General features: G+C 67.9%; 24 protein-coding genes and 1 tRNA gene. 13 read left to right on the forward strand and 12 right to left on the reverse strand.

The window, feature by feature from the left end:
* The first annotated feature begins 57 nt into the window (after nucleotides 1-57).
* Complete coding sequence (locus ASD13_RS05140) at nucleotides 58-1464, forward strand: MFS transporter (RefSeq protein WP_055866361.1); 1407 nt, start codon at nucleotides 58-60, stop codon at nucleotides 1462-1464.
* Nucleotides 1465-1476: 12 nt separating this feature from the next.
* Here ASD13_RS05140 and ASD13_RS17610 read toward each other — a convergent pair whose 3' ends face one another.
* Nucleotides 1477-2157 carry a MarR family winged helix-turn-helix transcriptional regulator gene (locus tag ASD13_RS17610; protein WP_235562467.1) on the reverse strand — a complete coding sequence of 227 codons (681 nt, stop codon included), beginning with the start codon at nucleotides 2155-2157 and terminating at the stop codon, nucleotides 1477-1479.
* 119 nt (nucleotides 2158-2276) lie between these two features.
* On the opposite strand from ASD13_RS17610, the gene ASD13_RS05150 reads away from it, so the two are divergent.
* Nucleotides 2277-3047, forward strand: a complete 771-nt coding sequence (locus tag ASD13_RS05150) for a hypothetical protein (RefSeq protein WP_055866363.1) — start codon at nucleotides 2277-2279, stop codon at nucleotides 3045-3047.
* A 127-nt stretch (nucleotides 3048-3174) separates the two neighbouring features.
* On the forward strand, nucleotides 3175-4206 hold the full coding sequence (locus tag ASD13_RS05155; RefSeq protein ID WP_055866365.1) for an FUSC family protein: 1032 nt from the start codon (nucleotides 3175-3177) through the stop codon (nucleotides 4204-4206).
* 18 nt (nucleotides 4207-4224) lie between these two features.
* Here ASD13_RS05155 and ASD13_RS05160 read toward each other — a convergent pair whose 3' ends face one another.
* The gene (locus ASD13_RS05160) at nucleotides 4225-4734 is read right to left on the reverse strand and encodes a hypothetical protein (RefSeq protein ID WP_055866367.1); all 510 of its coding nucleotides are present in this window, start codon (nucleotides 4732-4734) and stop codon (nucleotides 4225-4227) included.
* A gap of 1 nt (nucleotide 4735) precedes the next feature.
* On the reverse strand, nucleotides 4736-5341 hold the full coding sequence (dcd, locus tag ASD13_RS05165) for a dCTP deaminase (protein ID WP_017829685.1): 606 nt from the start codon (nucleotides 5339-5341) through the stop codon (nucleotides 4736-4738).
* Nucleotides 5342-5447: 106 nt separating this feature from the next.
* Between dcd and ASD13_RS05170 the strand changes: the two genes are divergently transcribed.
* Both ASD13_RS05170 and ASD13_RS05175 read left to right on the forward strand, forming a co-directional pair.
* On the forward strand, nucleotides 5448-9893 hold the full coding sequence (locus ASD13_RS05170) for a glycoside hydrolase (RefSeq protein WP_082531394.1): 4446 nt from the start codon (nucleotides 5448-5450) through the stop codon (nucleotides 9891-9893).
* Nucleotides 9894-10018: 125 nt separating this feature from the next.
* Nucleotides 10019-10092, forward strand: a tRNA-Gly gene (locus tag ASD13_RS05175).
* Between the two features lie 33 nt (nucleotides 10093-10125).
* On the opposite strand, the gene ASD13_RS17330 is transcribed toward ASD13_RS05175, so the two are convergent.
* The 5 genes from ASD13_RS17330 to ASD13_RS05195 form a co-directional block, all read right to left on the reverse strand.
* Nucleotides 10126-10269 carry a hypothetical protein gene (locus tag ASD13_RS17330; RefSeq protein WP_157535574.1) on the reverse strand — a complete coding sequence of 48 codons (144 nt, stop codon included), beginning with the start codon at nucleotides 10267-10269 and terminating at the stop codon, nucleotides 10126-10128.
* Nucleotides 10270-10372: 103 nt separating this feature from the next.
* Entirely contained in the window at nucleotides 10373-11140 is a 768-nt protein-coding gene (locus ASD13_RS05180; RefSeq protein ID WP_055866375.1) for a class I SAM-dependent methyltransferase, read from the reverse strand.
* Nucleotides 11141-11189: 49 nt separating this feature from the next.
* The gene (locus ASD13_RS05185) at nucleotides 11190-11615 is read right to left on the reverse strand and encodes a DUF6855 family protein (protein ID WP_235562468.1); all 426 of its coding nucleotides are present in this window, start codon (nucleotides 11613-11615) and stop codon (nucleotides 11190-11192) included.
* Nucleotides 11616-11632: 17 nt separating this feature from the next.
* Nucleotides 11633-11947, reverse strand: a complete 315-nt coding sequence (locus ASD13_RS17335) for a YciI family protein (RefSeq protein WP_055866379.1) — start codon at nucleotides 11945-11947, stop codon at nucleotides 11633-11635.
* Nucleotides 11948-12050: 103 nt separating this feature from the next.
* Nucleotides 12051-12488 carry a DUF1801 domain-containing protein gene (locus ASD13_RS05195; RefSeq protein ID WP_055866381.1) on the reverse strand — a complete coding sequence of 146 codons (438 nt, stop codon included), beginning with the start codon at nucleotides 12486-12488 and terminating at the stop codon, nucleotides 12051-12053.
* Nucleotides 12489-12646: 158 nt separating this feature from the next.
* Between ASD13_RS05195 and ASD13_RS05200 the strand changes: the two genes are divergently transcribed.
* From ASD13_RS05200 to ASD13_RS17780, 3 genes are all read left to right on the forward strand, one after another.
* Entirely contained in the window at nucleotides 12647-14473 is a 1827-nt protein-coding gene (locus tag ASD13_RS05200; RefSeq protein WP_055866383.1) for an AMP-dependent synthetase/ligase, read from the forward strand.
* Nucleotides 14474-14490: 17 nt separating this feature from the next.
* Nucleotides 14491-15414, forward strand: coding sequence for a DUF1295 domain-containing protein (locus tag ASD13_RS05205; protein ID WP_055866386.1), 924 nt, complete (start codon nucleotides 14491-14493; stop codon nucleotides 15412-15414).
* 480 nt (nucleotides 15415-15894) lie between these two features.
* Nucleotides 15895-16050 carry a DUF4913 domain-containing protein gene (locus tag ASD13_RS17780; RefSeq protein ID WP_162246279.1) on the forward strand — a complete coding sequence of 52 codons (156 nt, stop codon included), beginning with the start codon at nucleotides 15895-15897 and terminating at the stop codon, nucleotides 16048-16050.
* 286 nt (nucleotides 16051-16336) lie between these two features.
* Here ASD13_RS17780 and ASD13_RS05215 read toward each other — a convergent pair whose 3' ends face one another.
* The 3 genes from ASD13_RS05215 to ASD13_RS05225 all read right to left on the reverse strand — a co-directional run bounded on the left by ASD13_RS05215 (nucleotide 16337) and on the right by ASD13_RS05225 (nucleotide 19483).
* Entirely contained in the window at nucleotides 16337-16990 is a 654-nt protein-coding gene (locus tag ASD13_RS05215; protein ID WP_055866391.1) for a hypothetical protein, read from the reverse strand.
* Between the two features lie 310 nt (nucleotides 16991-17300).
* Nucleotides 17301-18566, reverse strand: a complete 1266-nt coding sequence (locus tag ASD13_RS05220; RefSeq protein ID WP_055866393.1) for a DUF7507 domain-containing protein — start codon at nucleotides 18564-18566, stop codon at nucleotides 17301-17303.
* Between the two features lie 137 nt (nucleotides 18567-18703).
* On the reverse strand, nucleotides 18704-19483 hold the full coding sequence (locus ASD13_RS05225) for a hypothetical protein (protein WP_055866395.1): 780 nt from the start codon (nucleotides 19481-19483) through the stop codon (nucleotides 18704-18706).
* A 1089-nt stretch (nucleotides 19484-20572) separates the two neighbouring features.
* On the opposite strand from ASD13_RS05225, the gene ASD13_RS05235 reads away from it, so the two are divergent.
* From ASD13_RS05235 to ASD13_RS05255, 5 genes are all read left to right on the forward strand, one after another.
* On the forward strand, nucleotides 20573-20785 hold the full coding sequence (locus ASD13_RS05235) for a heavy-metal-associated domain-containing protein (protein WP_055866402.1): 213 nt from the start codon (nucleotides 20573-20575) through the stop codon (nucleotides 20783-20785).
* Complete coding sequence (locus ASD13_RS05240; RefSeq protein WP_055866404.1) at nucleotides 20782-21747, forward strand: hypothetical protein; 966 nt, start codon at nucleotides 20782-20784, stop codon at nucleotides 21745-21747. The genes ASD13_RS05235 and ASD13_RS05240 overlap by 4 nt, the downstream gene beginning before the upstream one ends.
* A gap of 69 nt (nucleotides 21748-21816) precedes the next feature.
* Nucleotides 21817-24084, forward strand: coding sequence for a heavy metal translocating P-type ATPase (locus ASD13_RS05245; protein WP_055866406.1), 2268 nt, complete (start codon nucleotides 21817-21819; stop codon nucleotides 24082-24084).
* Between the two features lie 53 nt (nucleotides 24085-24137).
* Complete coding sequence (locus ASD13_RS05250) at nucleotides 24138-24413, forward strand: YHS domain-containing protein (RefSeq protein ID WP_055866407.1); 276 nt, start codon at nucleotides 24138-24140, stop codon at nucleotides 24411-24413.
* A 222-nt stretch (nucleotides 24414-24635) separates the two neighbouring features.
* Entirely contained in the window at nucleotides 24636-26192 is a 1557-nt protein-coding gene (locus ASD13_RS05255; RefSeq protein WP_055866410.1) for a serine hydrolase domain-containing protein, read from the forward strand.
* 16 nt (nucleotides 26193-26208) lie between these two features.
* Here ASD13_RS05255 and ASD13_RS05260 read toward each other — a convergent pair whose 3' ends face one another.
* Nucleotides 26209-26412, reverse strand: a complete 204-nt coding sequence (locus ASD13_RS05260; RefSeq protein ID WP_055866411.1) for a hypothetical protein — start codon at nucleotides 26410-26412, stop codon at nucleotides 26209-26211.
* Nucleotides 26413-26422: the final 10 nt, after the last annotated feature.

Consider the following 26422-nt stretch of genomic DNA (forward strand, 5'->3'; position numbering starts at 1 on the left):
CCCCCTGGCGCGGCGCGCCGTCACCGGGCGTTCACCGTGGCCCGCCAGACTTCCCCCATGAGCGAACCCGAACCTCGCCAGGGCGTTCCCGAGCCCGTGGCGACCGCGAACAGCGGCGCCGTGGCCGTCGTCGGCCTGGATCTGCGCGGCGACACACCCGCGCCGAAGAAGCAGGTGTACTCCTGGGCGCTGTGGGACTGGGCGACGCAGCCCTTCAACACCGTCATCCTGACGTTCGTGTTCACGGCGCTGTATCTCGTCGGCGAGGGCTTCCTGCCACCAGAGGTCGCGTCGCTCGATGTGGACGACCCGGTCCGGCTCGCCGCCGAGGCGGATCTCGCGGCCGGTCTCGGCCTGGGGTCGACGATCGCTGCCTTCGGCATCCTGCTGCTGGCCCCCGTGCTGGGTCAGCGCGCGGACGCCGCCGGGCGCCAGAAGCTGTGGCTCGGAATCGGCACCGGCGCACTGGTCATGTGCATGCTGGGCCTGTGGTTCGTCGAACCCACACCGAGCCTGTTCTGGCTGGGAGTCGCCCTGATCTCGGCCGCGACGGTGTTCCAGGAGATCGCGGCGGTGAACTCCAACGCGATGCTCATCGGCATCGCGAACCCGAAGAACGTCGGTCGCATCTCGGGCCTCGGCTGGGGCTTCGGCTACCTCGGCGGCATCATCGCCCTCGTGATCGTGGTCGTGCTGGACACCTTCGACTGGTTCGGCATGTCCACCGACAACGGCCTGGCCTACCGGCTGATCGCGGTCGGATGCGCGGTTTGGGCGATCATCTTCAGCATCCCGATCTTCCTCAACGTGCCGGAACCCTCACTCGGACGCCCCGAGCGCAGAGTCGGATTCTTCGCCTCGTACCCGCTGCTGGTGAAGGACGTCGCCGGTCTGTACCGCGACCCGGAGACCCGGCCCACCTTCTGGTATCTGCTGGCGAGCGCCGTGTTCCGCGACGGCCTCGGTGGCGTGTTCGCCTTCGGTGCGATCATCGGCACAGCAGTGTTCAAGTTCGAGACGCAGGAGATCATCATCTTCGGCATCGCCGCGAACCTGATCGCGGGGGTCTCGACGATCGCCGCCGGACGACTCGACGACTACCTGGGGCCGAAGCGGATCATCCTCGCCTCGATCGGGTCGATGATCGTCGCCGGCCTCGCGGTCTTCTTCTTGAGGGACGCGGGCGCCATCGTGTTCTGGATCGGCGGACTCATCCTCTGCGCGTTCGTCGGCCCCGCGCAGGCGGCGGCACGGTCGTTCCTGGCCAGGGTCACCCCGGCCGGCCGCGAGGGCGAGATCTTCGGCCTGTACGCCACGACCGGTCGGGCCGCGAGCTGGATGGCCTCCGGCGCCTGGACCCTGTTGATCGTGCTGACGGCCCAGACCGCGTTCGGCATCCTGGGCATCGTGATCGTCCTGATCGTCGGCTTCCTGCTCCTGCTCCCGGTGAAGGCGCCGCGCTGATCCGAGTCCGGGTCAGCGCTGCCAGTTGTCGGCGAGCTTGTTCAGCAGCCGGGCGAGCTCGACGCGCTCCTCTTCCGTGAAGGAGGTGAGCGCCGTCGCCAGCATCTCGCGACGTTCGCCGCGCATGCCCCTGGCGAGGCGACGCCCCTCGTCCGTCAGCGCGATACGTGTGCGCCGCGCGTCGTCGGGGTCGGCCTCGCGGCGCACGTAACCGCGTTCGACGCCCTGCTGCACGAGCCGTGACGCGCGGGGCTGATCGACCCCGATCGCGGCACCGAGGTCGCTCACGCTCAGCGGCGCGGATGCCGCGGCCAGCGCCTCCAGCATCCGCATGCGGGCGGGGCCGCCGAGGCGACCCGAGGGGTCGGCCATCCACGGCGGCATCCCGGGGCGACCGCGATGGTGCTCGAAGTGGTCGCGAGGATCTTCCCCCGGCGCGACGCCGTGGGGCCCTCCGTGCCATCCGCGCGGTCCGCCATGACCACGGCCGCCCTGACCCCGCTCGCCCGCGCCCCTCTCCCCCGGTCGGCGTCCTCGCAGACGGGACAGCGCCTGCGCGATGGCCTCGGCGGAATCCGGCAGTGCGGAGTCCGGCTGTGCGGAGTCCGGCTGTGCGGAGTCCGGCTGTGCGGAATCCCGCTGGGCCGCGTCCGGTGCGGCGTCGTTCGCGGCATCGTTCGATTCGGTGGTCACGGATCGATTTTACATGCGACTTGACATGCATTGCGAGTCCATGTCACACTACATGTACATGCACTGTGACATACACATGCACACTGACAACAAAGTCACCCCGACACGAAGGACTTCCCATGAACACCTCTGAATCACAGAACCCCGAGAACACCTCCCGCCCCTTCGGCTACTGGCTGAAGGCCGCCGACCGCCTCATGGCGGCCGAGTTCGCCACCGCGTTCGACAGCGAGCACGCGAGTCGCCGCGACTGGCGCCTGCTCAACATCGTCGACGGCACCGTCGCATCCGACCGCCCGCTGAACAGCCACAAGCTGCATCGACTCGTCGAGCGCGGCTGGGTCTCCCCCGAGGGAGAGGGCTGGACGCTCACCGACGACGGCCGCGCGGCGAAGGAACGCCTCGGCACCCTCGTCGACGAGATCCGCACCACGGTCACCGAGGCCGTGTCCCCCGAGGACATGGCCACCACGCTGGCCTCACTCGAGAAGATCGCCCGTGCGTTCGGCTGGGACGAGGAGACTCCTCTTCCCCGCGCACGTCGGCACGGCTTCGGCGGCCCCCGCCACGGTCGCGGCTTTCCCCGCGGCTTCGGACGCCCGTTCGGACGAGGCTTCGGCCGCGGCCCCGAGCGCGAGGCCGTGCACGGCTTCGGACACGACCGTGAGCACGGCTTCGGCCCCGGACACGGCTTCGGCCCGCACGAGGACGCCGAGAACGGATGCCGCCGCGGCGAGCCCGGCGCCGGTCACCGCGGTCACGGCCGCGGACACGGACACGGACACGGCGGACACGGACACGGACACGGCGCGCACCGTGCAGAGCGGATCGCTCAGCACGCGTTCGAGCGTGGCTTCGACGCGGGGTTCACCCGCGGCCGCGACGCCTGACATCCGCACCACCCTCGAAACGCCTCTCCCGACATCCGGGTGGGGCGTTTCGTGTATCGAGCGACCGCCCGGCCGAGATGGAGGCCCAGCAGCGATGGAGGCCCGGGCTCGGACGTAGGCTGGATCGGTGGCGGATTCGCGGGGCAGAGTGTGGACGGGCGTTCTGCGCGTCGAACCGCACCGCGGTGACCACCGGGTCGCGCTCCGCGCCGCGATCAGCGTCGCGGTCCCCCTCCTCGTGCTCTGGATGCTGGGGCGCCTCGACCTCAGCATCTATGCGAGCTTCGGCGCCTTCGCCGCGCTCTACGGGCGCCATGACGTGTTCCGCGATCGCTTGCGGATGCAGGCCACCGCCGGCGGAGTGATCCTCGCCTCGATGCTCGTCGGCACCGCCCTGTCGGTCCTCGCCGCTCCCGCCCCGGTCAGCATCCTCGTCGTCGCGGTCATCGCATCCGCCGTCACCCTGCTCGCCTACACGATGCGGTGGCACCCTCCGGGGCCGCTGTTCCCGGTGTTCGCGGTCGGGGCATGCGCCACGATCCCGGCGACGACCGCCTCCTTCGGCGACGTGCTGCTGGTCGGCGGTCCGAGCGTACTGTTCGGGCTGGCCATCACCGCCCTCATCGGCGTCTTCACGCGCAGCACGGCCGATGCGTCGTCGAGGTCCCGGCAACCCGTGGGGCCCATTGCCGGAGAGATGGCCGCATCGGTCGGAGTGGCCATCGTGGGAGCAGGGTTCGCCGGCCTGCTGATCATGGACTCCCACTGGTACTGGGCAGCCGTCGGTGCGGTCGCCGCCGTGAGCGGACCGCAGCTGAACGCCCGGGTGATCCGCGGCATCCAGCGCCTCGTCGGCACCCTTCTCGGCGTGCTCGTCGCGGCGGCGATCCTCGCGATCGATCTGCCGCCGCTCGCCGTCATCGCGCTCGTGGTCATGCTGCAGGCCGCCGCCGAGCTGTTCGTCGGCCGCAACTACGGCATCGCGATGGTGTTCATCACCCCACTCGCGCTGCTCATGGTGCACCTCGCCGCACCCACCCCCGTCGACATGCTCCTTCAGGACCGCGCGATCGAGACCGTGATCGGCGTGGCCATCGGCACTCTCGTCGCCGTGGCATCGGCGGCGCTTCGGCGTCGGCAGGGACGCACACGCGCCTGAGTTCGCCTGCGCCGAGGTTCAGGAACGCAGCGCGAAGGTGATCGCCGTCGTGACGGCCTCGTCGGCACCCGCGAAGGGGAAGGTCGTCGTGTTCAGCAGGTACACCCCGACGATGATCGCGGCGACGAGGAGCACGAACAGGAACGCGAAGATCACGACGGTGAGCACGCGATAGCCGCCGGATGTCGGCGCCTCGGGCGCGACCGATGGCTGGGACCAGTCGTCCGCCACCGCGGCGGGCGGCTCTCCTTCGAGGATGGCGGGGGTCGGGCGTGCACGGTCGGAACCGCGACGCGTCGCGGGTGGCGGCGGGATGACCGCATCGACGGACGACACGTCCGAGGGGATGTCCGACGCAGGCTCCGCCAGCAATCCCTCCGGGATCGGGATCTCGGGCGGCGGAGGCGGGATGACGACGTCGGCGGGCGGGATCAGCGGCTCATCCGGCATGGCCTCCCGCGCGTCGGGAAGGTCCGCCCCCTCGGGGACGACGGGCTCTTCCGGCGGTGTGCCGCTGACGTCACTCATCTCAGCCTCCGACTGCTCCGATGTCGGTGCTGCCGACATCCGTTCGATGGAAGTTCTGGAACGACCGCGAGGCCGTCGGTCCGCGCTGCCCCTGGTACCGGTTGCCATAGGGGCCGGAGCCGTACGGGTTCTCGGCGGGAGACGTGAGCCGGAAGAAGCACAGCTGCCCGATCTTCATCCCCGGCCACAGCTTGATGGGCAGGGTCGCGACGTTCGCGAGCTCGAGCGTCACATGCCCCGTGAAGCCCGGGTCGATGAACCCTGCGGTGGAGTGCGTGATGAGCCCGAGGCGCCCCAGGGACGACTTGCCCTCGAGGCGTGCCGCGATGTCGTCGGACAGCGTGACCTGCTCGAACGTGGCACCGAGTGCGAACTCCCCGGGGTGCAGGATGAAGGGCTCGTCGGGGTCGACCTCGATCAGGCGCGTGAGTTCGGGCTGGTCGACCGAGGGATCGATGAACGGGTACTTGTGGTTGTCGAACAACCGGAAGTACCGGTCCAGGCGCACGTCGATGCTCGACGGCTGGATCATCCCGTCTTCGCGAGGGTCGAGGCCGATGCGGCCGGATGCGAGTTCTGCCTTGATGTCGCGGTCGCTGAGAAGCACGGCACCAGCCTAGTTGTCGCGAGCGGGAACTTGTCCGGCCGATCAAGATCCGCTAGATTGTGTTGACGTCGACATGTTAACGTCAACACAATCTGAATGGACAACGATGTCTGCAAGAACAGCGACCACATCCCGGCGCGCACTCGCCATGGCCGCGGTGCTCGCCGCGACCGCGAGCGGTCTCGCCGCCTTCCCGCAGGTGGCCACGGCTGCCGAATCCGATGTCACCCTGACCCCCAATCCCGCCTATGCGGGCGCCCCCTTCAAGGGGTGGGGTTCGAGTCTGGTGTGGATGGCGAACGCGACCGGCTCGTACCCGGCAGAGCTGCGCGATGAGCTCATCGACAAGGTCTTCGGCGACGAGGGCCTGAACCTCAACATCGCGCGCTACAACATCGGCGGCGGCAACGCGACCGATGTGCCCGACTACCTGCGCCCCGGCGGCGCGGTCCCAGGGTGGTGGAACCCGGATGCTCCGCTCACCGACGACGACGGTGCGATCACGTCGAGCTTCGCCGACCGCGACCGCTTCCGCGCCGCCTGGACGGGTGAGAACGCGAGCGACTACGACTTCTCGGCCGATGCCGCACAGCGCGCCTGGGTCTCGGCCATCAAGGACCAGGTCGACACCTGGGAGGCCTTCAGCAACTCCCCGCCCTACTTCATGACCGAGAGCGGCTTCGTCAGCGGCGGTACCGACCCCTGGGCCGACCAGATCCGCCGCGACTCCCTCGACACGTTCGCGACGTACCTCAAGACCGTCGTCGAGCACGTCGAAGACACCCAGGGCATCTCGTTCGACACGATCGACCCGCTGAACGAGCCGAACACCAACTACTGGGGCACCACGATCGGTGGCGACGGCTGGCCCACGAGCGCGAGCAGGCAGGAGGGTGCCCACGCCGGCCCCGCGCTGCAGGCCGACGTGATCAAGGCGCTCGCCGCTGAGCTGGCCGCCTCCGACACCACGACCGACGCCGTGATCTCCGGCCCCGACGAGACGAATCCGCAGCGATTCGTGGAGGACTGGAACGGATGGGACACCGCGGCGCGTGACGCCGTCGCCCAGCTGAACGTGCACACCTACTCCACGGGAGGCCGCCACCTGGCTCGTGACATCGCGAAGAGCGCGGCCAAGCCGCTGTGGATGAGTGAGGTCGAGGGCAACTGGGGCGGCGACAGCTGGAACCCGGATGCCATCGAGAACGGGCTCGGCATCGCCCAGCTCGTCAGCTCCGACCTGCGCGAGCTCGAGCCGGAGGCCTGGGTGCTGTGGCAGCCGGTCGAAGACCTCTACAACATGGAGAAGGTCGAGAAGAAGAACTGGGGCTCGGTGTTCATCGACTTCGACTGCAACGCCGAGGGCGACTCCGCCCGTCGCCTGGCCGACGGCGACGCGGACGCGGGATGCCACATCCGCACGAACGCGAAGTACAACACCCTGCGCAACTTCACGCACTACATCGAACCCGGCGACCAGCTGGTGCGGGTCGCCGACAACGACACCACGGCGGCCATCGACGCCGACGGCTCCGGCGCCACGCTCGTGCACACGAACGAGAGCGACCAGGCCCGCACGATCACGATCGACCTGTCCCTGTTCGGCGACATCGATCAGGGCGCCACGGTGACCCCCGTCGTGACGACGGAGTCTCCGGCATCCGACCCGACGGCGAACGCTCTGCGCACCGGAACAGCGGTCGCGGTCGGCGCAGACGGGACCGCCGTGCTCACGGTTCCCGCGAAGTCGGTGACCACCTTCGTCGTCTCCGGCGTCGAAGGCATCGCCACCGAGGCACCGGCGCTCCGCGACGGTGAGACCTACACGATCACCGGCGTCCAGAGCGGGCATGCCCTGACCGCCTCCGATGACGGCGCCCTCCTCGGCAGCGCCAGGGATCCCGAACTGATCCCCGTGCAGACCTGGACGGCCTCGCTCATCGACGACCAGCCGGGCACCTCGCGCGACCGCTTCGCCCTGCGTGCGGCCGACGGACGTGCGCTGGTCGCCGACGGCGACTCCACGGCCCTGCGCGTGCTCGACGACGCCTCCGCAGCGACCGACCCGTCTGCGCTGTGGATGATGACCTCGACCGACGGCGCGGAGTTCAGCCTGCTGAACGCCGGACGCGGTGCCGTGCTGGATGTCGGAGGCTCCTCGACATCGGTCGGTGCGAGCGTCGGGGTGTGGCAGTCGAACTGGGGCGCCAACCAGCTGTGGCGGCTCGAGTCGGCACGCGACGACATCGCCCCGTACGCGAGCTTCCGCCCAGGACAGGAATGGCTCGACTCCGACGGCGAGGTGATCCAGGCGCACGGCGGTCAGGTCGTGCCGTCGAAGGATGCCGACGGTCGCACCATCTACTACCTCTACGGCGAAGACCGCACGAACGGGTACCACTCGGCTCCCGGCGTGCACGTCTACAGCTCGTACGACCTGTACAACTGGGATGACCGCGGGGTGGCGCTGCGGGCGCTGTCGTCGAAGGACCAGTTCGAGGACGATCCCTACTTCGAGGCGCTGTACGGCGACTACTCCGCCGCCCAGCAGGACGCCGTCTACCGCGATCTCGGCACAGTGCCCGTCGACGGCGTGACCCCGCCGATCATCGAACGTCCGAAGGTGATCTTCAACGAGAAGACCGGCAAGTGGGTGATGTGGGCGCACATGGACGGCCCGTCGGCGACGTCTTCCGCGCAGTACGCCAAGGCCAACGCCGGGGTAGCGGTGGCGGACTCGCCGTTCGGTCCCTTCAAGTACATCGACAGCTACCGGCTGCACTACGCACCCGCCGATGCCGAACCGACCAACCACGCCCCGAACAACCGTGGCATGGCGCGCGACATGAACCTGTTCGTCGACGACGACGGCACCGGCTACATCATCTATTCGAGCGAGGAGAACGCGACCATGTTCATCTCCAAGCTCAACGACGACTACACCGACCTGGCGACTCCCGCCGATGAGGCCGTGCTCGGCGTGGACTACAACCGCATCTTCGTGAACCAGTCGAGGGAATCCCCGGCGATCTTCAAGCACGACGAGCGGTACTTCCTGATCACCTCGGGCACCACGGGATGGAGCCCGAACCCCTCACGGTGGGCGAGCTCCAGCGACATCATGGGCGCGTGGACCGAGATGGGAGACCCGTTCCCCTGGTGGGCGCAGAGCAACTCCTGGAACTCGCAGCCCAGCTCGGTGATCCCGGTGGATCGCGAGCACGGCAAGTACATCTACATGGGCGACCGATGGAACGGCGGCGGCGACCTCAAGAACGCGCAGATGGTGTGGCTGCCGATCAACATGGGCGAAGGCGGCGACTCGCTGGCGGTCGAGGTGCACGACGAGTGGACGCTCGACCAGCTCGACCAGTGGTCGGCGTGGGATGTCTCGGCCGTGCCCGAGACGGTTCCGGTCGGGGGCGCACTCGACACACCGGTGGTCAACGTCACCCAGAACGGCATGATGACCGAGCAGCCCGTGACCTGGAGCATCGCCGGCTCGTTCGACGCACCGGGGATCGTCACCGCGACGGGCACCCTCCCCGAGTTCGGCGGACGCACGTTCACCCGAACGATCGCGGTCGTTCCCGAGGGGCTGCGTTACGCGGTCAACGCGGGTGGACAGCAGACCGCGGACTGGTTGGCCCTGCGGGACGCCGCCGAGGACGAGGGCGACCTGCTCAACAGCCGTGCCGATCAGGCGTATGCCGAGGATGCCGCGAGCGGCGCATCGTGGGGATACGTCAGCGAGGGCAGCAAGAGCGCGGGCACCGTCGACGGAACGATGTTCTCGACCATGCGATACGCGGTCGACGATCGCGACATCGCCTACCGGTTCGGCGACCTCGAGCCCGGTCGGTACAGCGTGCATGTCGGCTACGCGGACCCCTGGGACCAGTGGGACGACCGCGGCGCGAAGGTGAGTGTGAACGGCACCGTCGTCGAGCAGGACCACGATTACGGCGCGGCCGACGAGGTGCGCAGCTACGGCGACATCGCCGTGGGCGACGAGGGCCAGATCGAACTCGTGCTGCAGCCGACTCGCGACGCCGACGTGCAGGTGAGCTGGATCATGGTGACGCTCGACGAGGCCACGACGCCGGAGCCCGCGCAGGTCACGCTCTCCGCGGATGCCATCACGGCCGGTGACCGGATCACCGTCGACGTCGCCGGGCTGGAGCCCGATGAGGTGGTGTCGTTCGCGCTGCACTCCGACCCGATCGACATGGGAACCGTCACGGCGGATGGAGCCGGAGCCGGGACGCTGTCCTGGCGCGTGCCGACCGATGTGGCCGCAGGACAGCACCACGTCGTGATGACGCGCGCCGACGGCACCGAGGTGCGGGCTCCCCTGACGGTGCGCGCCGCGCAGCCGGGGACCGGCGGAGTCGGCGGAGGGACCACCACCGGAACCGGCTCCGGCGCCGCCGGCGGCCTGGCCTCCACCGGACTCGACGCCGCCGGGCTCACCTCGGCGCTGGCCCTCGCGGCGCTGCTGCTCGCGGCCGGCGGCCTGGCGTTCGCCCGACGACGGGGCGTCCGCCGCTGATCGACGCGATCATGGGGTGCCATCGCAGATCACCGTCTGCGGTGGCACTCCGACGCGTCCCGTGCTTTGGCCATCGGGCGGCGTACAGGTAGGCTGGCCTTCGCTCGCTCCTCGGATGCGAGTACGGGGCTGTAGTTCAATGGTAGAACTTCTGCTTCCCAAGCAGATAGCGCGGGTTCGATTCCCGTCAGCCCCTCCACTGTGACTTCCAGAGCTACTCCGGACATTCTTGTCAGGAGTAGAGCTGGCGCAGCGCGTCCGGGTCGCCGGAGTCGACCACCTTCTGGACGGCGTCGATGGTGTCCTTATCGGTGAACACTCCCTTGAGCGTGCCGTTCCAAATCGCCCGCACGGTGTCCACGTCCGTATACGTCACGGGGTCGCCGTCCTCATCGAGTGTCGTCTCGCCCCGAGCGAACTCACGTGCACCTAGATCCCGGAGCGTACCGTGGCGCTCCGAATACGGTGGACCAGAGTTGTCAGAGACTCTTCGTTGCGATGACGGTCGTCGTCACGGTGTCGGCGGTCACCTGTCTGCCGGGGGTGTAGTCCGCGATGAGTTCGACGTGCGCGAACCCCGCCGCTTCGAGAGCGAGCGCCACCTCGTTCGTTCCCCAGAAGCGAAGCGCGAACCGGTCGAGCTCTGTGTGCTGCAACTCGCCGTTCCGCCAGAGCTCGTAGCGCAGCTGAGACACGGTCGTCTGGGCGGCGTAGTCGGTCCGCTCCAGCGCGCTGGTCATGGTCAGTGTGTCAGCGCCATCGGTCCAGCATCGGGCTGGCGCTTCCGCCTGAGCGAGCGTGCTCAACGGATCGAGATCGAAGACGAACTGGCCACCGTCACAGAGGGCTGAGCGCACGCGAGCGAACACGTGCTGGACCCGAACCGGGTCGGTGAGCAACTGGATCGAGCCAGCGGGAATGATCACCGCGGAGAGCTCGAGATCCTGCGGGATCGATTCGAAGGTGCCGACGGACAACGTCGTCTCCAGCCCACGGCGAGCACACTCCGCGCGGCACACGTCGAGCATCTCGTTCGAGGGATCCGAACCCGAGATATTGATGCCGCGTTCGAGCAGCGGGATCAAGACCCTTCCGCTTCCCACTGCGGGCTCGAAGACTGGACCTGCGATCGAGCTCAAGACGTCACCGTAGAACTCGACATCGCCGAACGAATGCCCGATGGGCTTGTCCAGGTGATAGACCCGTGCAGCAAGCGCTCCATAGCGGTTCTGTGACTCGTCAGCCATCAGATCAGCCTACAACTCGACCCACACGAGCCTCCGCCGGGCGGTGGCCCTATGCGCGCGCGATCGCCCTGACGCGATTGTTGCGAGCATTGTGCTCGAGCTCGACGAGTCCGAGGGCTTCGAGAAGGGGCGGCAGGTACATGCCGAAACGGCCTCGATACCCGTTCCGCTGGCCGTACCAGCCACCCACGGGGTTGTCCTCAGAGCGCCCCCATGCCTCGACCGAGTCCGGCGCCGGCTCCTTCTTCTCGTCGGCGGCGCCCAGCGTCACCCAGTCGCCGCGTCGGAGCAGCTCTGCGTGGAGGTCATCGATCGCGCGCGCGAGATAGGTGAGCCTGGTCGACCCCACCTGGCAGACCAAGAGGGCCGGATCGTTGTCGTCATCCCGAAAGATCGTGTACTCGGACGACAAGGGCGCGGTCTTCAGAACCCAGGGGTCCGTCGGAGTCCCTGCGCCGGAGTGGTTATCGGTCACGCGTCCGCTCCTCTCCATCACGCACCGGGGATCTCGAGCATCTCCAGCACTTCGATGGTTCCGCCCCACCCGCGATGCGGATGATCCGCGAGCACGCGCTGAAGTTCATCGAGCGACTCTGCCTGCATGATCGAGTACCCGCCGATGAATGAGCCTGGCTCTCCGTCAGCGACCGTCTGCGTCGGCGAGCCGAGGTCGACCACCGCGTCACCCGCCCGCGCGTTCCAGTCCATCCAGGCCTGCATCGACGCAGCGCCCGCCTCAGGCTCAGCGCTCGACATCTGCTCCGCCGCGCTGACGGAAGACCGGTACAGCACCAAGAACTCAGTCATTTCATACTCCTCATTCGTTTTGCCCGGACGGCATCCTCGCCGGCCGTTATCTGGATACCCTCTATATAGAGACGAAGAGTCGCGCGGTTCCTTACGCGACATCTCACTTTGCGCCCTCGTCTCCCGAAGCATTCAGTTCTCGCGCACGGATCAACAACGCGCGAAGCTCATCGAGATCGATGTCGGACACGGAGCGGAACGTCACCGCCGCCGCACCCACCTTCACTCGACCGAGGCGCGCCGCTCGGGCCTGCACGAGGTACACGCCATCCTCCACGGCGTTCACATATACGGACGAGTGGTTCTTCTGCTCCGCCAGCCCGACGAGAAACCACTCGACGTCACCGCCACGAGGACGAGACTGCACGACGGCCACATAGCCGACGATCGCCTGCTCGGTGCCTCCCCACATCCGGCCACGCCACAGAACTCGTTCCTCCTCGGGGAACACCTCACGGATCACCCCATCCAGACGTGCCAGATCGTCCGCCATGCGCGCGCTATGGAGGAACACGTCCACATCGTCATCGACTCGTTCCATGGAGGCGACGGTAGCAGGACGTCGCCAACCTCTCCGCGCTCGGGTGATCAACGCGCCCGGCAGGACATCCCATCCGAATCGTCATCGGTTCCGAACAAGAGCGGACGGGCGATGCTCGCGCGCCCTCCGAGCCGCCCGCACGACCGAGAGGAGCCCCGATGCTCGAGTCATCGACCCCGCCGCTTGCCGCCCTCGACGGCTACCGCAACGTCACCGACCTGCTCGTTGCGCGGGCCTCCGCCGCCCCCGGTCACGTGGCATTCGAGGTCGAAGACCCGTCGACCGGCTCGTGGCGACCGATCACGACGCGTGGTTTCGAAGACGAGGTGCGCGCTCTGGCGAAGGGCTTCATGGCCCAGGGCATCCAGGCAGGCGACCCGATCGCGATCATGGCGCCCACGCGCTACGAGTGGGCCGTCGCCGACCTCGCGGCCTGGTTCGCCGGTGCCGTCGTCGTGCCGATCTACGAGACCTCCTCGCCGTCGCAGGTGAACGCCATCGTCGCGGATGCCGGTGTGCGTCTGGCGATCGGCGGCACCGCGGAGCACACGGCGCTCCTACAGGAGGCGCTCGCGGACTCGAACGCCGTCACGCTCGGCGCGTGGACGATGGATGCCGAGACGACCGGCACCCTTGCCGATCTGGTCGCGGGCGGTGTCGGCGTCACCGACGAGGACGTCGAGGCTCGCAGAACGACCGCCACCCAGGACGATCCTGCGACGATCGTCTACACGTCGGGCACCACGGGCGAACCCAAGGGCGTCGTGCTCACCCACCGGAACTTCCTCGGTCAGGTGCTCAACATCGCCGCCGCGTACAGCGAGATCGTGAACGAAGACGGCAACACCGTCATCTTCCTGCCCCTCGCCCATGTGCTGGCGCGCGGGCTTCAGCTGATCTGCCTGGCCAGCGGCATGCGCATCGCGCACCTGTCCGACCCGTCGACGGTCGTCACCACCCTCGACACCCTGCGCCCGACCTTCCTGGTCGTCGTGCCGCGGGTGCTGCAGAAGATCCAGGCGGCCGCCGCGGGCAAAGCCGCCGACAAGGGCCTCGCGGGAGTCTGGGCGAAGGCCGAGGCCACGGCCATCGCGTGGGGCCGCCGCGCCGAGCGGATCGACGCCGGCAGGCGCATCGCCAGGAACCGCAGCCTCCGCGTGCGCCACCGCGTCTTCGACGCCCTCTTCTACCGGCGTCTTCGCACCGTGATGGGTGGGAGGGTCGGGTACATCCTGTCGGGCGGAGCGGCCCTCGACACCGAGCTCTCGCTCTTCTTCCGCGGCATCGGGGTCCCCGTCATCGAGGGCTACGGCCTCACCGAGACGACGGCGCCGCTCACCGGCAACCTGCCCGGTCGCATCGCCTCGGGCAGCGTCGGCTCGCCCCTGCCGGGGCTCACCGTTCGCATCAGCGATGAGGGCGAAGTTCTGGCCCGCGGCCTCGGCGTCTTCAGCGGCTATCGCAACCCGGCCCACGACGAGGGCGCCTTCGTCGACGGCTTCTTCCGCACCGGCGATCTCGGGCGACTCGACGAGCAGGGCAGGCTGATCCTCGAAGGCCGGCTCAAGGACGTGATCGTGACGTCGAACGGCAAGACGATCGTGCCGACCCGCTGGGAGAGCGCGGTCGAAGCGAATCCGCTCGTCTCGCACGCGGTGATGGTCGGCGAGGGCAAGCCGTACCTCTCCGCGCTGCTCGTCCTCGACCCGGAGCAGGCCAGGGCGTGGGCCGCCGCGGAAGGCACCAGCATCCCCCTGGCCGCGCCGTCCGACATCCGTGCGGTGAACGACCCGGCGCTGCGCGCCCACCTGCAGCGCGCCGTCGACGCCGCCAACGCCCTCGTGGCTCGCAGCGAGCAGGTCCGCCGGTTCAGCGTGGTCTTCGCCGACCTCGACGACCGCGGGCTCGTCACACCGACCATGAAACTCAAGCGGAACGTCGTGCTGGATCGCGCAGCCGTCACCGTCGAAGACCTGTACCTCTGAGAAACAGAAAGCACGCCATGTCCTCCCCGGCACCCACAGCCCCCAAGTCCTCCCGCTCCTCACTCATCGCGATCATCGCCGCGCTCGTGATCGGCGCGCTCGTCGCGCTCGCCGGCAGCCAGAACAGTGCGACGCTCGGCGGCATCCCGCTGTTCGCCCTGGCCGTCGCCGCGGCCTTCGCGATCCAGGTCATCGCCTTCATCCCCGCGATGATCCTGCAGACCGAGCGGTTCTTCGATCTCACCGGCAGCCTCACCTTCCTCGTGATCTCCGCAGCACTCGTCCTCCTGTCGCCCCTGCCCGACGCGCGCAGCTGGATCCTCGCGGCGATGGTGATGCTGTGGGCCGCCCGCCTCGGATCCTTCCTGGCCCTGCGCGTGCACAAGGCCGGATCAGACGGTCGTTTCGACGAGATCAAGGGCTCCCCGCTGCGCTTTCTCCAGGTGTGGGTGATCCAGGGCGCGTGGGTGTCGCTGACCGCGGCCGCCGCCTGGATCGCGATCAGCACGGATGCCGGTGCCCGCGCCCCCATCGGGTGGCTGACCGTCGTGGGCATCATCGTGTGGGTCGCCGGCATGGCGATCGAGATCGTCGCCGACGCGCAGAAGTCGGCGTTCCGCGCAGACCCGCAGAACCGGGACGAGTTCATCCGCACCGGCCTGTGGTCGCGGTCGCGCCACCCGAACTACTTCGGCGAGATCGTCATCTGGGTGGGCGTGTTCGTCACCGCCGCCCCGGTGCTCGCCGGATGGCAGTGGGTCGCACTCCTCTCGCCGCTGTTCGTGATCCTGTTGCTCACCCGGGTCAGCGGCATCCCGCTGCTGGAGGCGCGCGCCGAGAAGAAGTGGGGCGATCGCGCCGACTACATCGCCTACCGCGAGAACACGCCCTCCCTGATCCCGCGGCTCACACGGCCGGCCGTGCGCGAGAAGGCCGCGTAGACACGCCTGCAGGAATCAGGAGGAATTCCCACGCAAGAACGTGGGACCATCGAGACCACGTGGGGAACAGGTCTCGATGATCCCACGGCAGTGGACGGAGACCGGAACGAAGACGATCCCCAGGGGAGAGGGCCGTTCCGCGGGACCCGGTCGCATCGTTCCGACTGCCTCTTCCTCGAATTACGACATCACCATCGCGGAAGCGAAAGTCGGTGACTACACGAGCGACGACGCGAACTGCCCTGGCAGGTCGCGGCCGCGCAACGCGAACTCGTCAAGAGGACCCGCACACAAGCACGCGCAGCACGGCGGCACGAAGAAGCCCACCACGAGGTCACCCACCTCGCGGCGAAAGCTCGACGTCGCCGTGGAGACTCTGCACGCGGCGAAGAGCACACCGGTTACGAGGACGACGAAGAAGAATCGTCGGTCTCTTTGCTCGCATGGAGTGTTCCTCGCACCGCCGCGCCGCCTGAGGTCGTGGAGTGGGTTGAGGGGACATTCCAGGACTACCTCACCGGCACGATCGGGCTAGTGAAATCCGGGCGGTGGTGCAGCCGCTGGATCGAGCACCCCGACTCCGTGCACCGGCTCGCCGGTATCTATGACGAGTGGACCCTCATGTGCCTGGACTAGCCCGCGGCGACCAGCCTGACGGGGCGAGGTGGCTTTGTCGACCGGGCAGCAGATCGCTCAGCTGCAGTGCAGAGGACTCCTCGTCGAGGACACCACGACAGCTACCCTGCTTCGCGAGGAACTCGGATACTACCGGCTCACCGGCTACCTTTACCCGGCCCGTCAGCCTGAACCGATCATCAAAGACGACGGCCGCCCAGGTGCACGCATCCTCAGCGACTACCGTCCAGGGACACGCTTTAAAGCCCGGAGGTTCTCCCCCGTTCAGGCGCCGGGTGCGCTCATCTCAGGCGTTGTTGTTGCCGCCGCCGATACAGCCGTCTGAATTGCCACCAGTTCCGTTGGGTGCCCACTGTCCGGGTTCCTGCCAGACGTAGTTGGTGTAGGAGATGGTGGCGGGGAACGTCGTGCATGCCCCGTTGGTGAGCGGCATGCCGCCACAGTCTGGAGAAGCAGTACCGGAGTCTGAAGCGATATGCCACGTGTACCCGCTGATACCGTCCTGGAACACCATGACGGTGTCCCCGAAGGTGACGCCGGGGACCGCAGTGGGGTCCTCAGCGTGGGTTGCCACCCAGACGATGGACTGACCGGCAGGGAGCGAGGAAAGCTCGCCGTCTGCGGGGCATGCGGGAGTGACCGGGGTCGGGTCGACCGGGATCGGTTCGACCGGAGGTGTCGGAGCAACCGGAGTAACCGGCGCCGGAGGCGCGCTGACCACGTTCGGGGAACAGCCATCAGCCGCGGACGCGACGGTGGGGGCGGCGATCCCCGTAGCAGCGACCATAGCGAGGACAAGCCCAGACACCATGAGGGCGGCACGCTTGGGTCGACGTGCGATGAAGAAGGCCACCGCCCCCGCAGCAAGCAAGAGCACTCCTACGATGAGGAGCCTTCCATCGGCGCCAGTCTCGGCGAGGACGGCCGTGCAGTCTTCCATGATGTTTCCATTCGGGGTAGCGCTCTCGGGACGAGAGCTGGACGATCGGGTGCCTGCGGACCGGTCAGGGTGCGCTAACCCCTCTAATGAAGAGACGCAGAGATCCGCAATCCATTACGCCACTGCCCGAATACTGCCACGGGCATGGAGGGGCGGCGCTCGGGGAGGGGTTGAAGGGGGCACGTGGGGAGTGCCCCCCAGGGGAGGTGCTGTGCACCGCGTGACGGGAAGGTCACGGTCAGCCCGGGGAGACGGGCTATGAGTACCAACGGATGTCCGGAGAGAATCTGTCGGTCCCCGCGCAGATTTCTCAGGATGCGCGTCGGCGACGCGACCCGATCAGGTACATCCCGCCGGCGAGCGTGAGGATGCTGCCCACTGCCGCCGCGACGATCGCGAAGGACACCCCCGTGCCTCCGGTGATCGCCAACGAGGCGCTGCCCCCGTGCACTGGCTCTGCGGCTGCGGTCACGAGGACATCAACGGAGTCGGTGCCTATTAGCGAACCACTTTGAGGGTCGATCGCGGTTCCGGTCACAGTATTGCTGAGGGTGCCGATATCCGTGGCGGCAAGCATGCTTGGGGGGGTAGGGGCCGCGGAGGGGACAACCGCCGGAATCACAGAGGCGGACGCGACGGTCACGCGCGCAGAAGAAGACGAATCCGGGATGGCGGCACCGGTGGCGTTCGGGCGCACCGTGTCGATACCGTGCACGGTCGCCGTGTTCGACACAGCGCCCACAGACGCGTCAGCGGCTGACACGACGTAGGTGGCGGTGCATGTCACCCTCGAGTTCGCGTCGACGGTGTTGGCGGGGCAGCTCACGCTGCTCAACCCGGGCAGCGGATCCTGAACGCTGAACTCTAGGGGCATGAAGCTCGTGTTGTCGACCGCAAAGACGTACGTGACGATGTCGCCCTCGTTCGCGGTCGTGATGGCTGTGCCCGCCTCGTCCACCATGGACTTGGTCAGATTCAGACCGAAGGGGTCCGGAACGGCGATCTGAACCATGTTCGTCGTGATCGCCGCCGAGTATGCCGAGGCGATCGCCGGAGAACTGGTGACGGTATGAGTGCAGGCGACGCCTGCGGAGTTCTGCTGCACGTTGAAACCAGACGCGTAGGTGGCGAGGTGGCCGACGACACTGCGCTGCTGAAGCCCTACAACGCATCCGTTCGTCGTGACCGTGCCGCTCGGCATCGCAGGCACGGCCGGGGTGCCTGTGAAGGCGATGGCGCCCAGTGCGCCCGAGCCGACGGTGTCATCGAAGAGCGCGTAGTCGTACCGGCCGGCGGCAGCGATGTAAACGACGGCTGGAGTATTCGTCGCGACGACTTCAGCGATGAGTGCACCGGTCGCTCGTGCTGTGACCTGCAAGTGACACAGGTGCGACGGGTCATTGTTCTCAACAATCGCATATGCGATACCCGTTGCGGGATCAGTGTCCTGCCAGGAGAAGAAGCAACTGTTGGTCTGAGCTTCCCACGACACGGCCGGCGCGGCGAACGCGGCGGATGCCGCCAGGGTGGCGGTCATCCCGCCGAGCATCAGCGCTGTTGCGGCAGTGGCGGCCATCCGTGTACGAAATCTATTCACTTCGACTCCTCATGCAGGGGCGATCCAGCCGGATCCCGGCTTCAGCAATGAGCCGGGATCCGGTATCGCACTCCGCGACCGCGAGGTTCGAGGGCACTCCACGCGAAGTTCTCGGATCACACCTGCGAGCCGATGTAGGTCGCGAGGTCATTGGCGCTGTCGACGTCCACAGCGGGAGCGGGGACGCTGACGGAGATCGTGGTCGTCGACACGTACGGCAGCGGGTTCACCGCGTCAGGCACGGGTGCCGCCACGGCGTCCAGGACGATGGCGTTGCTCGCCCCGATCGTGAGCGGTGCGATCACGGTGCACGTGAAAGAGAAGTCCGTCGAGTAGTACGGGCTGGGGTTGAGCGCGACGGCAGGCACCACCTGACCGGCAGACACCGTCGGGCAGCTGAGATTCGCATCGATCGAGGAGATCACGAGGTCGCCGCCGACGAAGCTCGTGGTGATCTGGACGGTCGAGCCCGCCGGCACTGCGGACGTCGCAGACGGGCCGTTGTCGATGGCTAGGACCATCGAGCCCGCGTTTCCGTTGACGAAGTTCGAGGGCGTCACGGCGACACGGGCATCCACGAACCCGACGGGCTCCGGCGTCACCGTGGGGGTGGGAGTCGCCATGGGGGAGCTGGTGACGGGGGCGATCGGCTGCTCTGCTGTGCCCTCATCGCACTGCTCAGTCTCGACGGTCGCCGCAGACGCAGAAGACGGCGACAGGGAGGACATGCCGACAACCGCGATGGCACCGATGAGGAGAGCACCTGCGACAAACGGCCTCTTCTTCCGCATCAGCGGATACAGGAGAGCAGCCCCTCCTAGAATCAGCAGGCCGATCGCGAGGATCATGAGCGGGGCGAGGTCCCGCGGACCGGTGTTCGCAAGGCAATCAATCATGAGCGTCTCCTCTGGCTCCGTGCTGAGCGGGCCCCGTCGTATCGGCGCCGGCGACGAGCCGCGTGGCTCTGACGGCAGGAGGGAACTCTGCCGCTACATACGAGACCGGCGCATCCGCATTTCATTACGCGAAAGCTCCTGGCCGATCGTCCCTCACCCCGGCCGACCGCGTGCGGTACCCGCCATCGAGGTTGCGCATGTCCCGACCGTGCTGGAGGAGCATGCGGTTCGCGATGTGCCCGCGCAGCCCGCCCTGGCGGTGCACCACGAGCGGACCGGCGGGGAGCTCAACTCAGGCGTTGTTGTTGCCGGCGCCGATACAGCCGTTTGAATTGCCACCGGTTCTGTTGCCCTGAAAGGGCTTCAAGAGGTGATGGGCGGCCGCGACGGTTTCATCCGGCGGCTCGACTACTACTTCAACATGCCCGCTCTCCGTTCGGCTCCCCGTGTTTCGCCGTCGAGTTGGGCGGGAGGAGGAAGCGACTACTCCAGCATCGGATACGACTCCGACAATGAGCCCATGCTGATGAACGCCGGCTGTACGGATTCGTCGGCGGGCCCACGACGACGAACGATGTGCTCGCCGCCAACCTCAACCAATTCCCGAACACTCCGCAGGGCGGTGTCGGCAACGATGACCTCGACACGCTCTGATCCTGTTATGTACTGGCGTCGCCCGGATCCAGCCCGACACCACGGGATCGGGGATCATGGCCCTGAATGCGCCAAGCGCTCTGCCAGAACACGAACTTCAGTTCGGCGATGGCCTTTCCGATCGTCAGGTTCCGCGACTCCAGGAGCGGTTCGGAGCGAAGTCGCTAGTCGTCAGCGGCCTCTTGCTGCTGGCAGCCGGATTGGCCTGGCTCGCGCTCGGGCGGCCCGACGGCAACCATGTCGAGGACGCTCTTCCCGCATCGCTGCCCGCCGCCCCTCGGCATGTCGCCCACGTTCGTGCCGTCGCCCTTCACGGCCATCAACGCGGCCCACCCGCCGAGACCGGCGTCCGGCCGGTTGAAGGAATACCCCACCGGGGTATACGGTTATGACTAGTACCCCATACGGGTACTAGTCACGAGAAGAGGAAACGCGATGACCACGAACGAGTTCCAGGTGACCGGCATGACCTGCGGACACTGCGAGATGTCGATCCGCGAAGAGGTCTCCGAAGTCCCGGGTGTCGAAGACATCCAGGTGAGCGCACAGACGGGCACGCTCGTCGTCACCGGCTCCGGTTCCCTCGACGATGCGCAGATTCTGGCTGCCGTCGCGGAGGCGGGGTACTCGGCGGTGCGGACGGTATGAACGCCGGGGCGCGCCTCACGATCTACGGGATCGGCGTGGTGGTGGCGTTCGGTGGGGCCTTCGGCCTCGCCAGCGCCATCGTTCCCCCGAGCGTTGTCAGCGAGTGGAAGGAAGGTACGGAGATGAACAGTCACGACGGCGGCCACGATGCCGCCACGACGGCCGCGGAGGAGTCCGCGAATGTCGCTGCGGACAGCCTGAAAGGCCTTTCGCTCGGCCTGGAAGGATACGTCCTGTCGCCGGTCGAGGCGCCGGGAGCCGTCGCAACCTCCGGCGAGCTGCAGTTCCAGATCCTCGACGCCGCAGGCACCCCGGTCACGGACTACACGACCGCGCATGACAAGGACCTGCACCTGATCGTGGTGCGCTCGGACGGGAGCCTGTTCCGTCACGTCCACCCGACGCTGGATGAGAGCACGGGCATGTGGTCACTGCCGTGGGAATGGACGGAAGCCGGGACCTATCGCGTCTTCGCGGACTTCACCCCCGCCGGCACGGATGCCCCTTCGCTCACTCTCACGCGCACGGTCCAGGTGGCGGGCGAGTTCACCCCGGTGGCGCCGCAGCCGACGCAGACCGCACAGGTCGGCGACTTCACGGTCTCGCTCGACGGCGACCTCACGGCGGGATCAGCGAAAGACCTCACCCTCACCGTGACGCGAGACGGCAAGCCCGTCACCGCTCTGGAGCCCTACCTGGGGGCTTTCGGCCACCTCGTCGCATTGCGCGAGGGCGACCTCGCCTACCTGCACGTGCACGCCAAGGGGGAAGAGCCTGAGGTCGGCGAGACCTCAGGGCCCGAGATCGAGTTCGCCGCCGAGGCGCCGACCGCCGGCCGGTACTTCCTGTACCTCGATTTCCAGGTCGACGGACAGGTGCACACCGCCGAGTTCGTGGTCGACGCCGCTCCGGGGGTTGACCCGGCCGCGTCCGACGTCGACTCCCACGACGACGGGCACTGAGCGACGAGCATCGCCCTGCGGCAGCTCCGCGCTGCTGCCCGCACACACAGCCGACAGAAGGAAAAGCACATGAGTACATCAGCACCTCCGAGCATGGGGTCAGGCGTCGAGTTGGAGATCGGCGGGATGACCTGCGCGTCGTGCGCGATGCGGATCGAGAAGAAGCTGAACAAGCTCGAGGGTGTCGTGGCGACCGTGAACTACGCGACCGAGAAGGCGAAGATCACGGTCCCTGACGGCTACGACCCTGCGGTGCTGATCGCCGAGGTGGAGAAGACGGGGTACTCCGCGGCCCTGCCCGCCCCGAAGGGAAAGAGGAACGACGGGGCGGCCGCCGGTGACGCCGACGACGCGGATCCTGAGTTGCGGTCACTGCGCAACCGGCTGATCGGCGCGATCGTGCTGACCGTGCCCGTGATCGCGATGGCGATGATCCCCGCGCTGCAGTTCACGTACTGGCAGTGGGCCTCGCTCGCGCTGGCTGCTCCTGTGATCCTCTGGGCGGCATGGCCCTTCCATAAGGCCGCATGGACCAACCTGAAGCACGGCGCCGCCACGATGGACACGCTCATCTCGATGGGCACCTCGGCCGCGTTCCTGTGGTCGTTGTACGCACTGTTCTTCGGCACAGCGGGCACGCCAGGCATGACGCACCCGTTCGAGTTCGCGCTGGCCCCGTCCGACGGGGCGGCGAACATCTACCTCGAGGTGGGCGCAGGGGTGACCATGTTCATCCTCGCCGGGCGGTACTTCGAGAAGCGGTCGAAGAAGCAGGCCGGCGCGGCCCTGCGCGCTCTCCTCGAACTCGGCGCGAAAGAGGTCGCCGTCCTGCGTGGCGGTGTGGAGACGAAGATCCCCGTCGAGGATCTCCAGGTGGGCGACGAGTTCATCGTGCGCCCCGGGGAGAAGATCGCCACCGACGGCGTGGTCGTCTCCGGCACCTCGGCCGTGGACGCATCCATGCTCACCGGAGAGGCCGTCCCGGTCGAGGTGGCCGAGGGCGACGCCGTCACCGGTGCCACGACGAACGTCGGCGGCCGACTCGTGATCCTTGCGACGCGAATCGGCTCGGACACGCAACTGGCACAGATGGCACAGCTGGTCGAGGACGCCCAGACCGGGAAGGCCGAGGTGCAGCGCCTCGCCGACCGGATCTCCGGGGTGTTCGTGCCGATCGTGATCGTGATCGCCTTCGTGGCCCTCGGCGGCTGGCTCGGGGCAGGATTCCCCGTGACCGCGGCGTTCACGGCGGCGGTCGCCGTGCTCGTGATCGCTTGCCCGTGCGCGCTCGGTCTGGCGACCCCCACGGCGCTTCTGGTCGGCACTGGTCGCGGCGCGCAGATGGGCGTGCTCATCAAGGGCCCGGAGGTTCTGGAGTCCACCCGCAAGGTCGACACCGTCGTGCTGGACAAGACCGGCACCGTCACCACCGGCAAGATGACACTCGTCGGCGTTTTCACAGAGGACCGCACAGATCGTGCAGAACTGCTGCGGCTGGCCGGCGCCCTGGAGGATGCCTCGGAGCACCCCATCGCACAGGCGATCGCCAAGGGGGCGACCCAGGAGGTCGGTTCTCTGCCGACCCCCTCGGACTTCGCGAACATCGAGGGCAAGGGAGTACAGGGAATCGTCGACGGCCACGCCGTGCTCGTCGGCCGCGATTCGCTCCTCGCCGAGTGGTCGCAGCAGCTGAGCCGTGAACTCGCGTCGACGAAGGCCCGCGCCGAGAGCGAGGGCAAGACCGTCGTCGCCGTGGGGTGGGACGGTCAGGCCCGAGGCATCCTCGTCGTGGCCGACACCGTGAAGCCGAGCAGCGCCGAAGCGATCGCTCAGTTCAAGGCGATCGGGTTGACCCCGATCCTGCTCACCGGAGACAACGAGGCCGTGGCCCGGCAGATCGCGGCCGAGGTGGGTATCGAGGAGGTCATCGCCGAAGTCCTCCCGAAGGACAAGGTCGATGTCGTCACCCGATTGCAGCGCGAAGGCAAGGTGGTCGCGATGATCGGCGACGGCGTCAACGACGCCCCCGCGCTCGCACAGGCCGATCTCGGACTCGCGATGGGTACCGGCGCGGATGTCGCGATCGAAGCATCCGACATCACCCTGGTGCGCGGCGATCTGCGCAGCGCGGTCGACGCGATCCGGCTGTCGCGAAAGACACTCGGAACGATCAAGACCAACCTGTTCTGGGCCTTCGCCTACAACGTCGCGGCGATCCCCGTCGCCGCACTCGGAATGCTCAACCCCATGCTCGCCGGCGCGGCGATGGCGCTTTCCAGCGTCTTCGTCGTCGGCAACAGCCTGCGCCTGCGCGGGTTCAAGAGCATCGCCAAGTGATGACACGCACCATCTCCCTCCACCAGAAGCACTCGAGAAAGGAACCATCCCGCATGACGAACAACACCGAGGCCGCTCCCAGCTGTTGCAGCACCAGCGCCATCAACCCCGCCGCCGCAGGCAACGGCCGCGAGAACCTGTTGACCAGCACAGCAGGCGATGACCTCACCACCTGCCCGGTCATGGTCGGCAACCCGGTCAGCAAGAAGGCCGCGGAGGCCGCCGGCCTCTACCGTGACCACGAGGGCGAGCGATACTACTTCTGCTGCGCCGGGTGCGGTCCGGCCTTCGACTCGGACCCCGCCAAGTACGCCGCCCAGATGGCGTGAGCCCGACGCGGGGTTCGCGGCGCCTCTGCGTGCGCCGTGAACCCCGCGGCGTCGTGGAGAGAAGCGCCGCCGAGGCACCGGCCCCACAGCGCGCAGCCGCCTTCGTGACCCCGCACACATCCGGTCGCGACACTCGGTTCCCGCGGACATGACTTCGTGCGCCGGGCACGACAGGCTGGAGAAGAACCGGCGTTCCTGCCGCCCCAGAACAAGGGAGTCTCCATGTCCAGCGAAACCCTCGTGGTGCCGCTCGTCGATCAGCTCGATGCCTTCTTCGGCCAGTACACGGCGGCGGGCCAGTCGCCGGGGCTCGTGTACGGACTCGTCGGGGCTGACGGCCTCGAGCACACCCGGGGGTTCGGGACCGCCGACGACCAGGGCAACGCCCCCGACGCCGACACGGTCTTCCCGATCGCGTCGATGACCAAGAGCTTCGTGGCGCTCGGCGCGCTGCTCGCCCGCGACCGCGGACTCCTCGACCTTGACGCCCCCATCACCGATTTCTATCCGCAGTGGCACGGCACCGTGGGCGAGGAGCCGACTGTCGCCCCGACCCTGCGGCAGCTGCTCAGCATGGGCGGCGGTCTCACCGAGGACAACTCGTGGGTCGACCCGTTCCTGGGCCTGTCCGAAGCGGAGCTCGTCGAGCGGATCCGACCGGGCTTCAACTACAGCAACCACCCCGGCAGCGCCTTCGAGTACTCGAACATCGGCTTCACGATGGCGGGGCTCGCGGTGGGCAAGGCCGTCGGTCGGCGCGTGGAGGACTGGGTCACCGACGAGATCCTGCGGCCGCTCGGGATGAACAGCACGTGGTTCGACAATCGCGCCCCGGAGGGCGGCACTCTCCGGGCGGTCGGCTACTCGCTGAACACCGAGGGCGAATGGGCGGGGTTTCCTCCGGCCGTGTCCGACGCCATGGCCGCGGCAGGAGGCATGCAGTCGACGATCACCGACCTGAGCGTCTGGGTGCGCTTCCTCGCCGCGGCCACCCGACCAGCCACGGCCAGTGCGGACGATGGCGACGCGGTCGTCAGCCGGGCCTCACGGCGCGAGCTGCAGCGCATCCATCAGGTCGACATCCCCTCCCTCCAGGCGCGACCCGATGGCACCTGGAAGTTCGTCACGGGCGGCTACGCGCTCGGCCTCTTCGTGCGTGAAGACCTGCACCGCGGCCGGATCGTCACGCACAGCGGCGGTCTTCCCGGGTTCATCCTGAACATGGTGTGGCACGCCGATTCCGGTACCGGCGTGGTCGTGCTCACCAACAGCCACCGGGGCAACCCCGTGGCTCTGTCGGAGGATGCGCTGTTCCGCGCCCTCGCCGTGCACGACACCCCCGCCCGGACCGTGCGGCCGTGGTCGGAGACGCGGCGACTGATGGCGGCAGCAGACGCGCTGGTCCGCTCCTGGGATGACGATGCGGCCGCCGAGATCTTCGCCGACAACATCGACTTCGATCGTCCGCTTCCTCAGCGCCGCGCCGCGATCGATGAACTCATCGCCCAGGTGGGTCCGCTGCGCCAGGATGCCGGAGCACCGGAGATCGTCTCCTCGGCGACTCCGGCCGACATCACGTGGTCGATCCCCGCCGAGCGGGGCGAGCTGATCTGCATGATCCACCTCACCCCGGTGCGGCCAGCGCAGATCCAGGAGTTCGAGGTGATCGCGGTCGACCGCGGTGTTCCGCGTGCGGCCCGGCCCACCGACATCTCCGCCCGACGTCGCACCTACGTCCGCCCGACGGTGAGCCCGTTGCCGAACACGCACGTCGTCTGAGGCGACGGCGCCTCGGTCAGCCGCGAAGTGCCTTGCGCGCCTTATTGGCCGCCTTCTCGGCGGCCTTGTGGCGCTGCTTCCTGGCCTTGGGGTCGTTCCACATCCGCACCAGCTGATGCCTCACCGACTCGCCCTTGTTGATCTGCACGGTCGCCGACCGACTGCCGAGGACGTACGCGACGAAGGCGACGCCGACGACGAGGAGGATCTTGTTGCGCATGATGCCTGCT

The organism is Microbacterium sp. Root1433D1, assembly GCF_001426835.1.
GTDB lineage: Bacteria > Actinomycetota > Actinomycetes > Actinomycetales > Microbacteriaceae > Microbacterium > Microbacterium maritypicum.

What these genes read in the sequence shown, in the direction of transcription:
- ASD13_RS05180 (WP_055866375.1), bottom strand. Translation starts at nt 11,140, where the DNA reads ATGGCTGACGAGTCACAGAACCGCTATGGAGCGCTTGCTGCACGGGTC.
- ASD13_RS05195 (WP_055866381.1), bottom strand. Translation starts at nt 12,488, where the DNA reads ATGGAACGAGTCGATGACGATGTGGACGTGTTCCTCCATAGCGCGCGC.
- ASD13_RS05200 (WP_055866383.1), top strand. Translation starts at nt 12,647, where the DNA reads ATGCTCGAGTCATCGACCCCGCCGCTTGCCGCCCTCGACGGCTACCGC.
- ASD13_RS05260 (WP_055866411.1), bottom strand. Translation starts at nt 26,412, where the DNA reads ATGCGCAACAAGATCCTCCTCGTCGTCGGCGTCGCCTTCGTCGCGTAC.
- ASD13_RS05250 (WP_055866407.1), top strand. Translation starts at nt 24,138, where the DNA reads ATGACGAACAACACCGAGGCCGCTCCCAGCTGTTGCAGCACCAGCGCC.
- ASD13_RS05245 (WP_055866406.1), top strand. Translation starts at nt 21,817, where the DNA reads ATGAGTACATCAGCACCTCCGAGCATGGGGTCAGGCGTCGAGTTGGAG.
- ASD13_RS05240 (WP_055866404.1), top strand. Translation starts at nt 20,782, where the DNA reads ATGAACGCCGGGGCGCGCCTCACGATCTACGGGATCGGCGTGGTGGTG.
- ASD13_RS17335 (WP_055866379.1), bottom strand. Translation starts at nt 11,947, where the DNA reads ATGACTGAGTTCTTGGTGCTGTACCGGTCTTCCGTCAGCGCGGCGGAG.
- ASD13_RS05255 (WP_055866410.1), top strand. Translation starts at nt 24,636, where the DNA reads ATGTCCAGCGAAACCCTCGTGGTGCCGCTCGTCGATCAGCTCGATGCC.
- ASD13_RS05150 (WP_055866363.1), top strand. Translation starts at nt 2,277, where the DNA reads ATGAACACCTCTGAATCACAGAACCCCGAGAACACCTCCCGCCCCTTC.
- ASD13_RS05140 (WP_055866361.1), top strand. Translation starts at nt 58, where the DNA reads ATGAGCGAACCCGAACCTCGCCAGGGCGTTCCCGAGCCCGTGGCGACC.
- ASD13_RS05170 (WP_082531394.1), top strand. Translation starts at nt 5,448, where the DNA reads ATGTCTGCAAGAACAGCGACCACATCCCGGCGCGCACTCGCCATGGCC.
- ASD13_RS05225 (WP_055866395.1), bottom strand. Translation starts at nt 19,483, where the DNA reads ATGATTGATTGCCTTGCGAACACCGGTCCGCGGGACCTCGCCCCGCTC.
- ASD13_RS05160 (WP_055866367.1), bottom strand. Translation starts at nt 4,734, where the DNA reads ATGAGTGACGTCAGCGGCACACCGCCGGAAGAGCCCGTCGTCCCCGAG.
- ASD13_RS05235 (WP_055866402.1), top strand. Translation starts at nt 20,573, where the DNA reads ATGACCACGAACGAGTTCCAGGTGACCGGCATGACCTGCGGACACTGC.
- ASD13_RS05215 (WP_055866391.1), bottom strand. Translation starts at nt 16,990, where the DNA reads ATGGAAGACTGCACGGCCGTCCTCGCCGAGACTGGCGCCGATGGAAGG.
- ASD13_RS05205 (WP_055866386.1), top strand. Translation starts at nt 14,491, where the DNA reads ATGTCCTCCCCGGCACCCACAGCCCCCAAGTCCTCCCGCTCCTCACTC.
- ASD13_RS05220 (WP_055866393.1), bottom strand. Translation starts at nt 18,566, where the DNA reads ATGGCCGCCACTGCCGCAACAGCGCTGATGCTCGGCGGGATGACCGCC.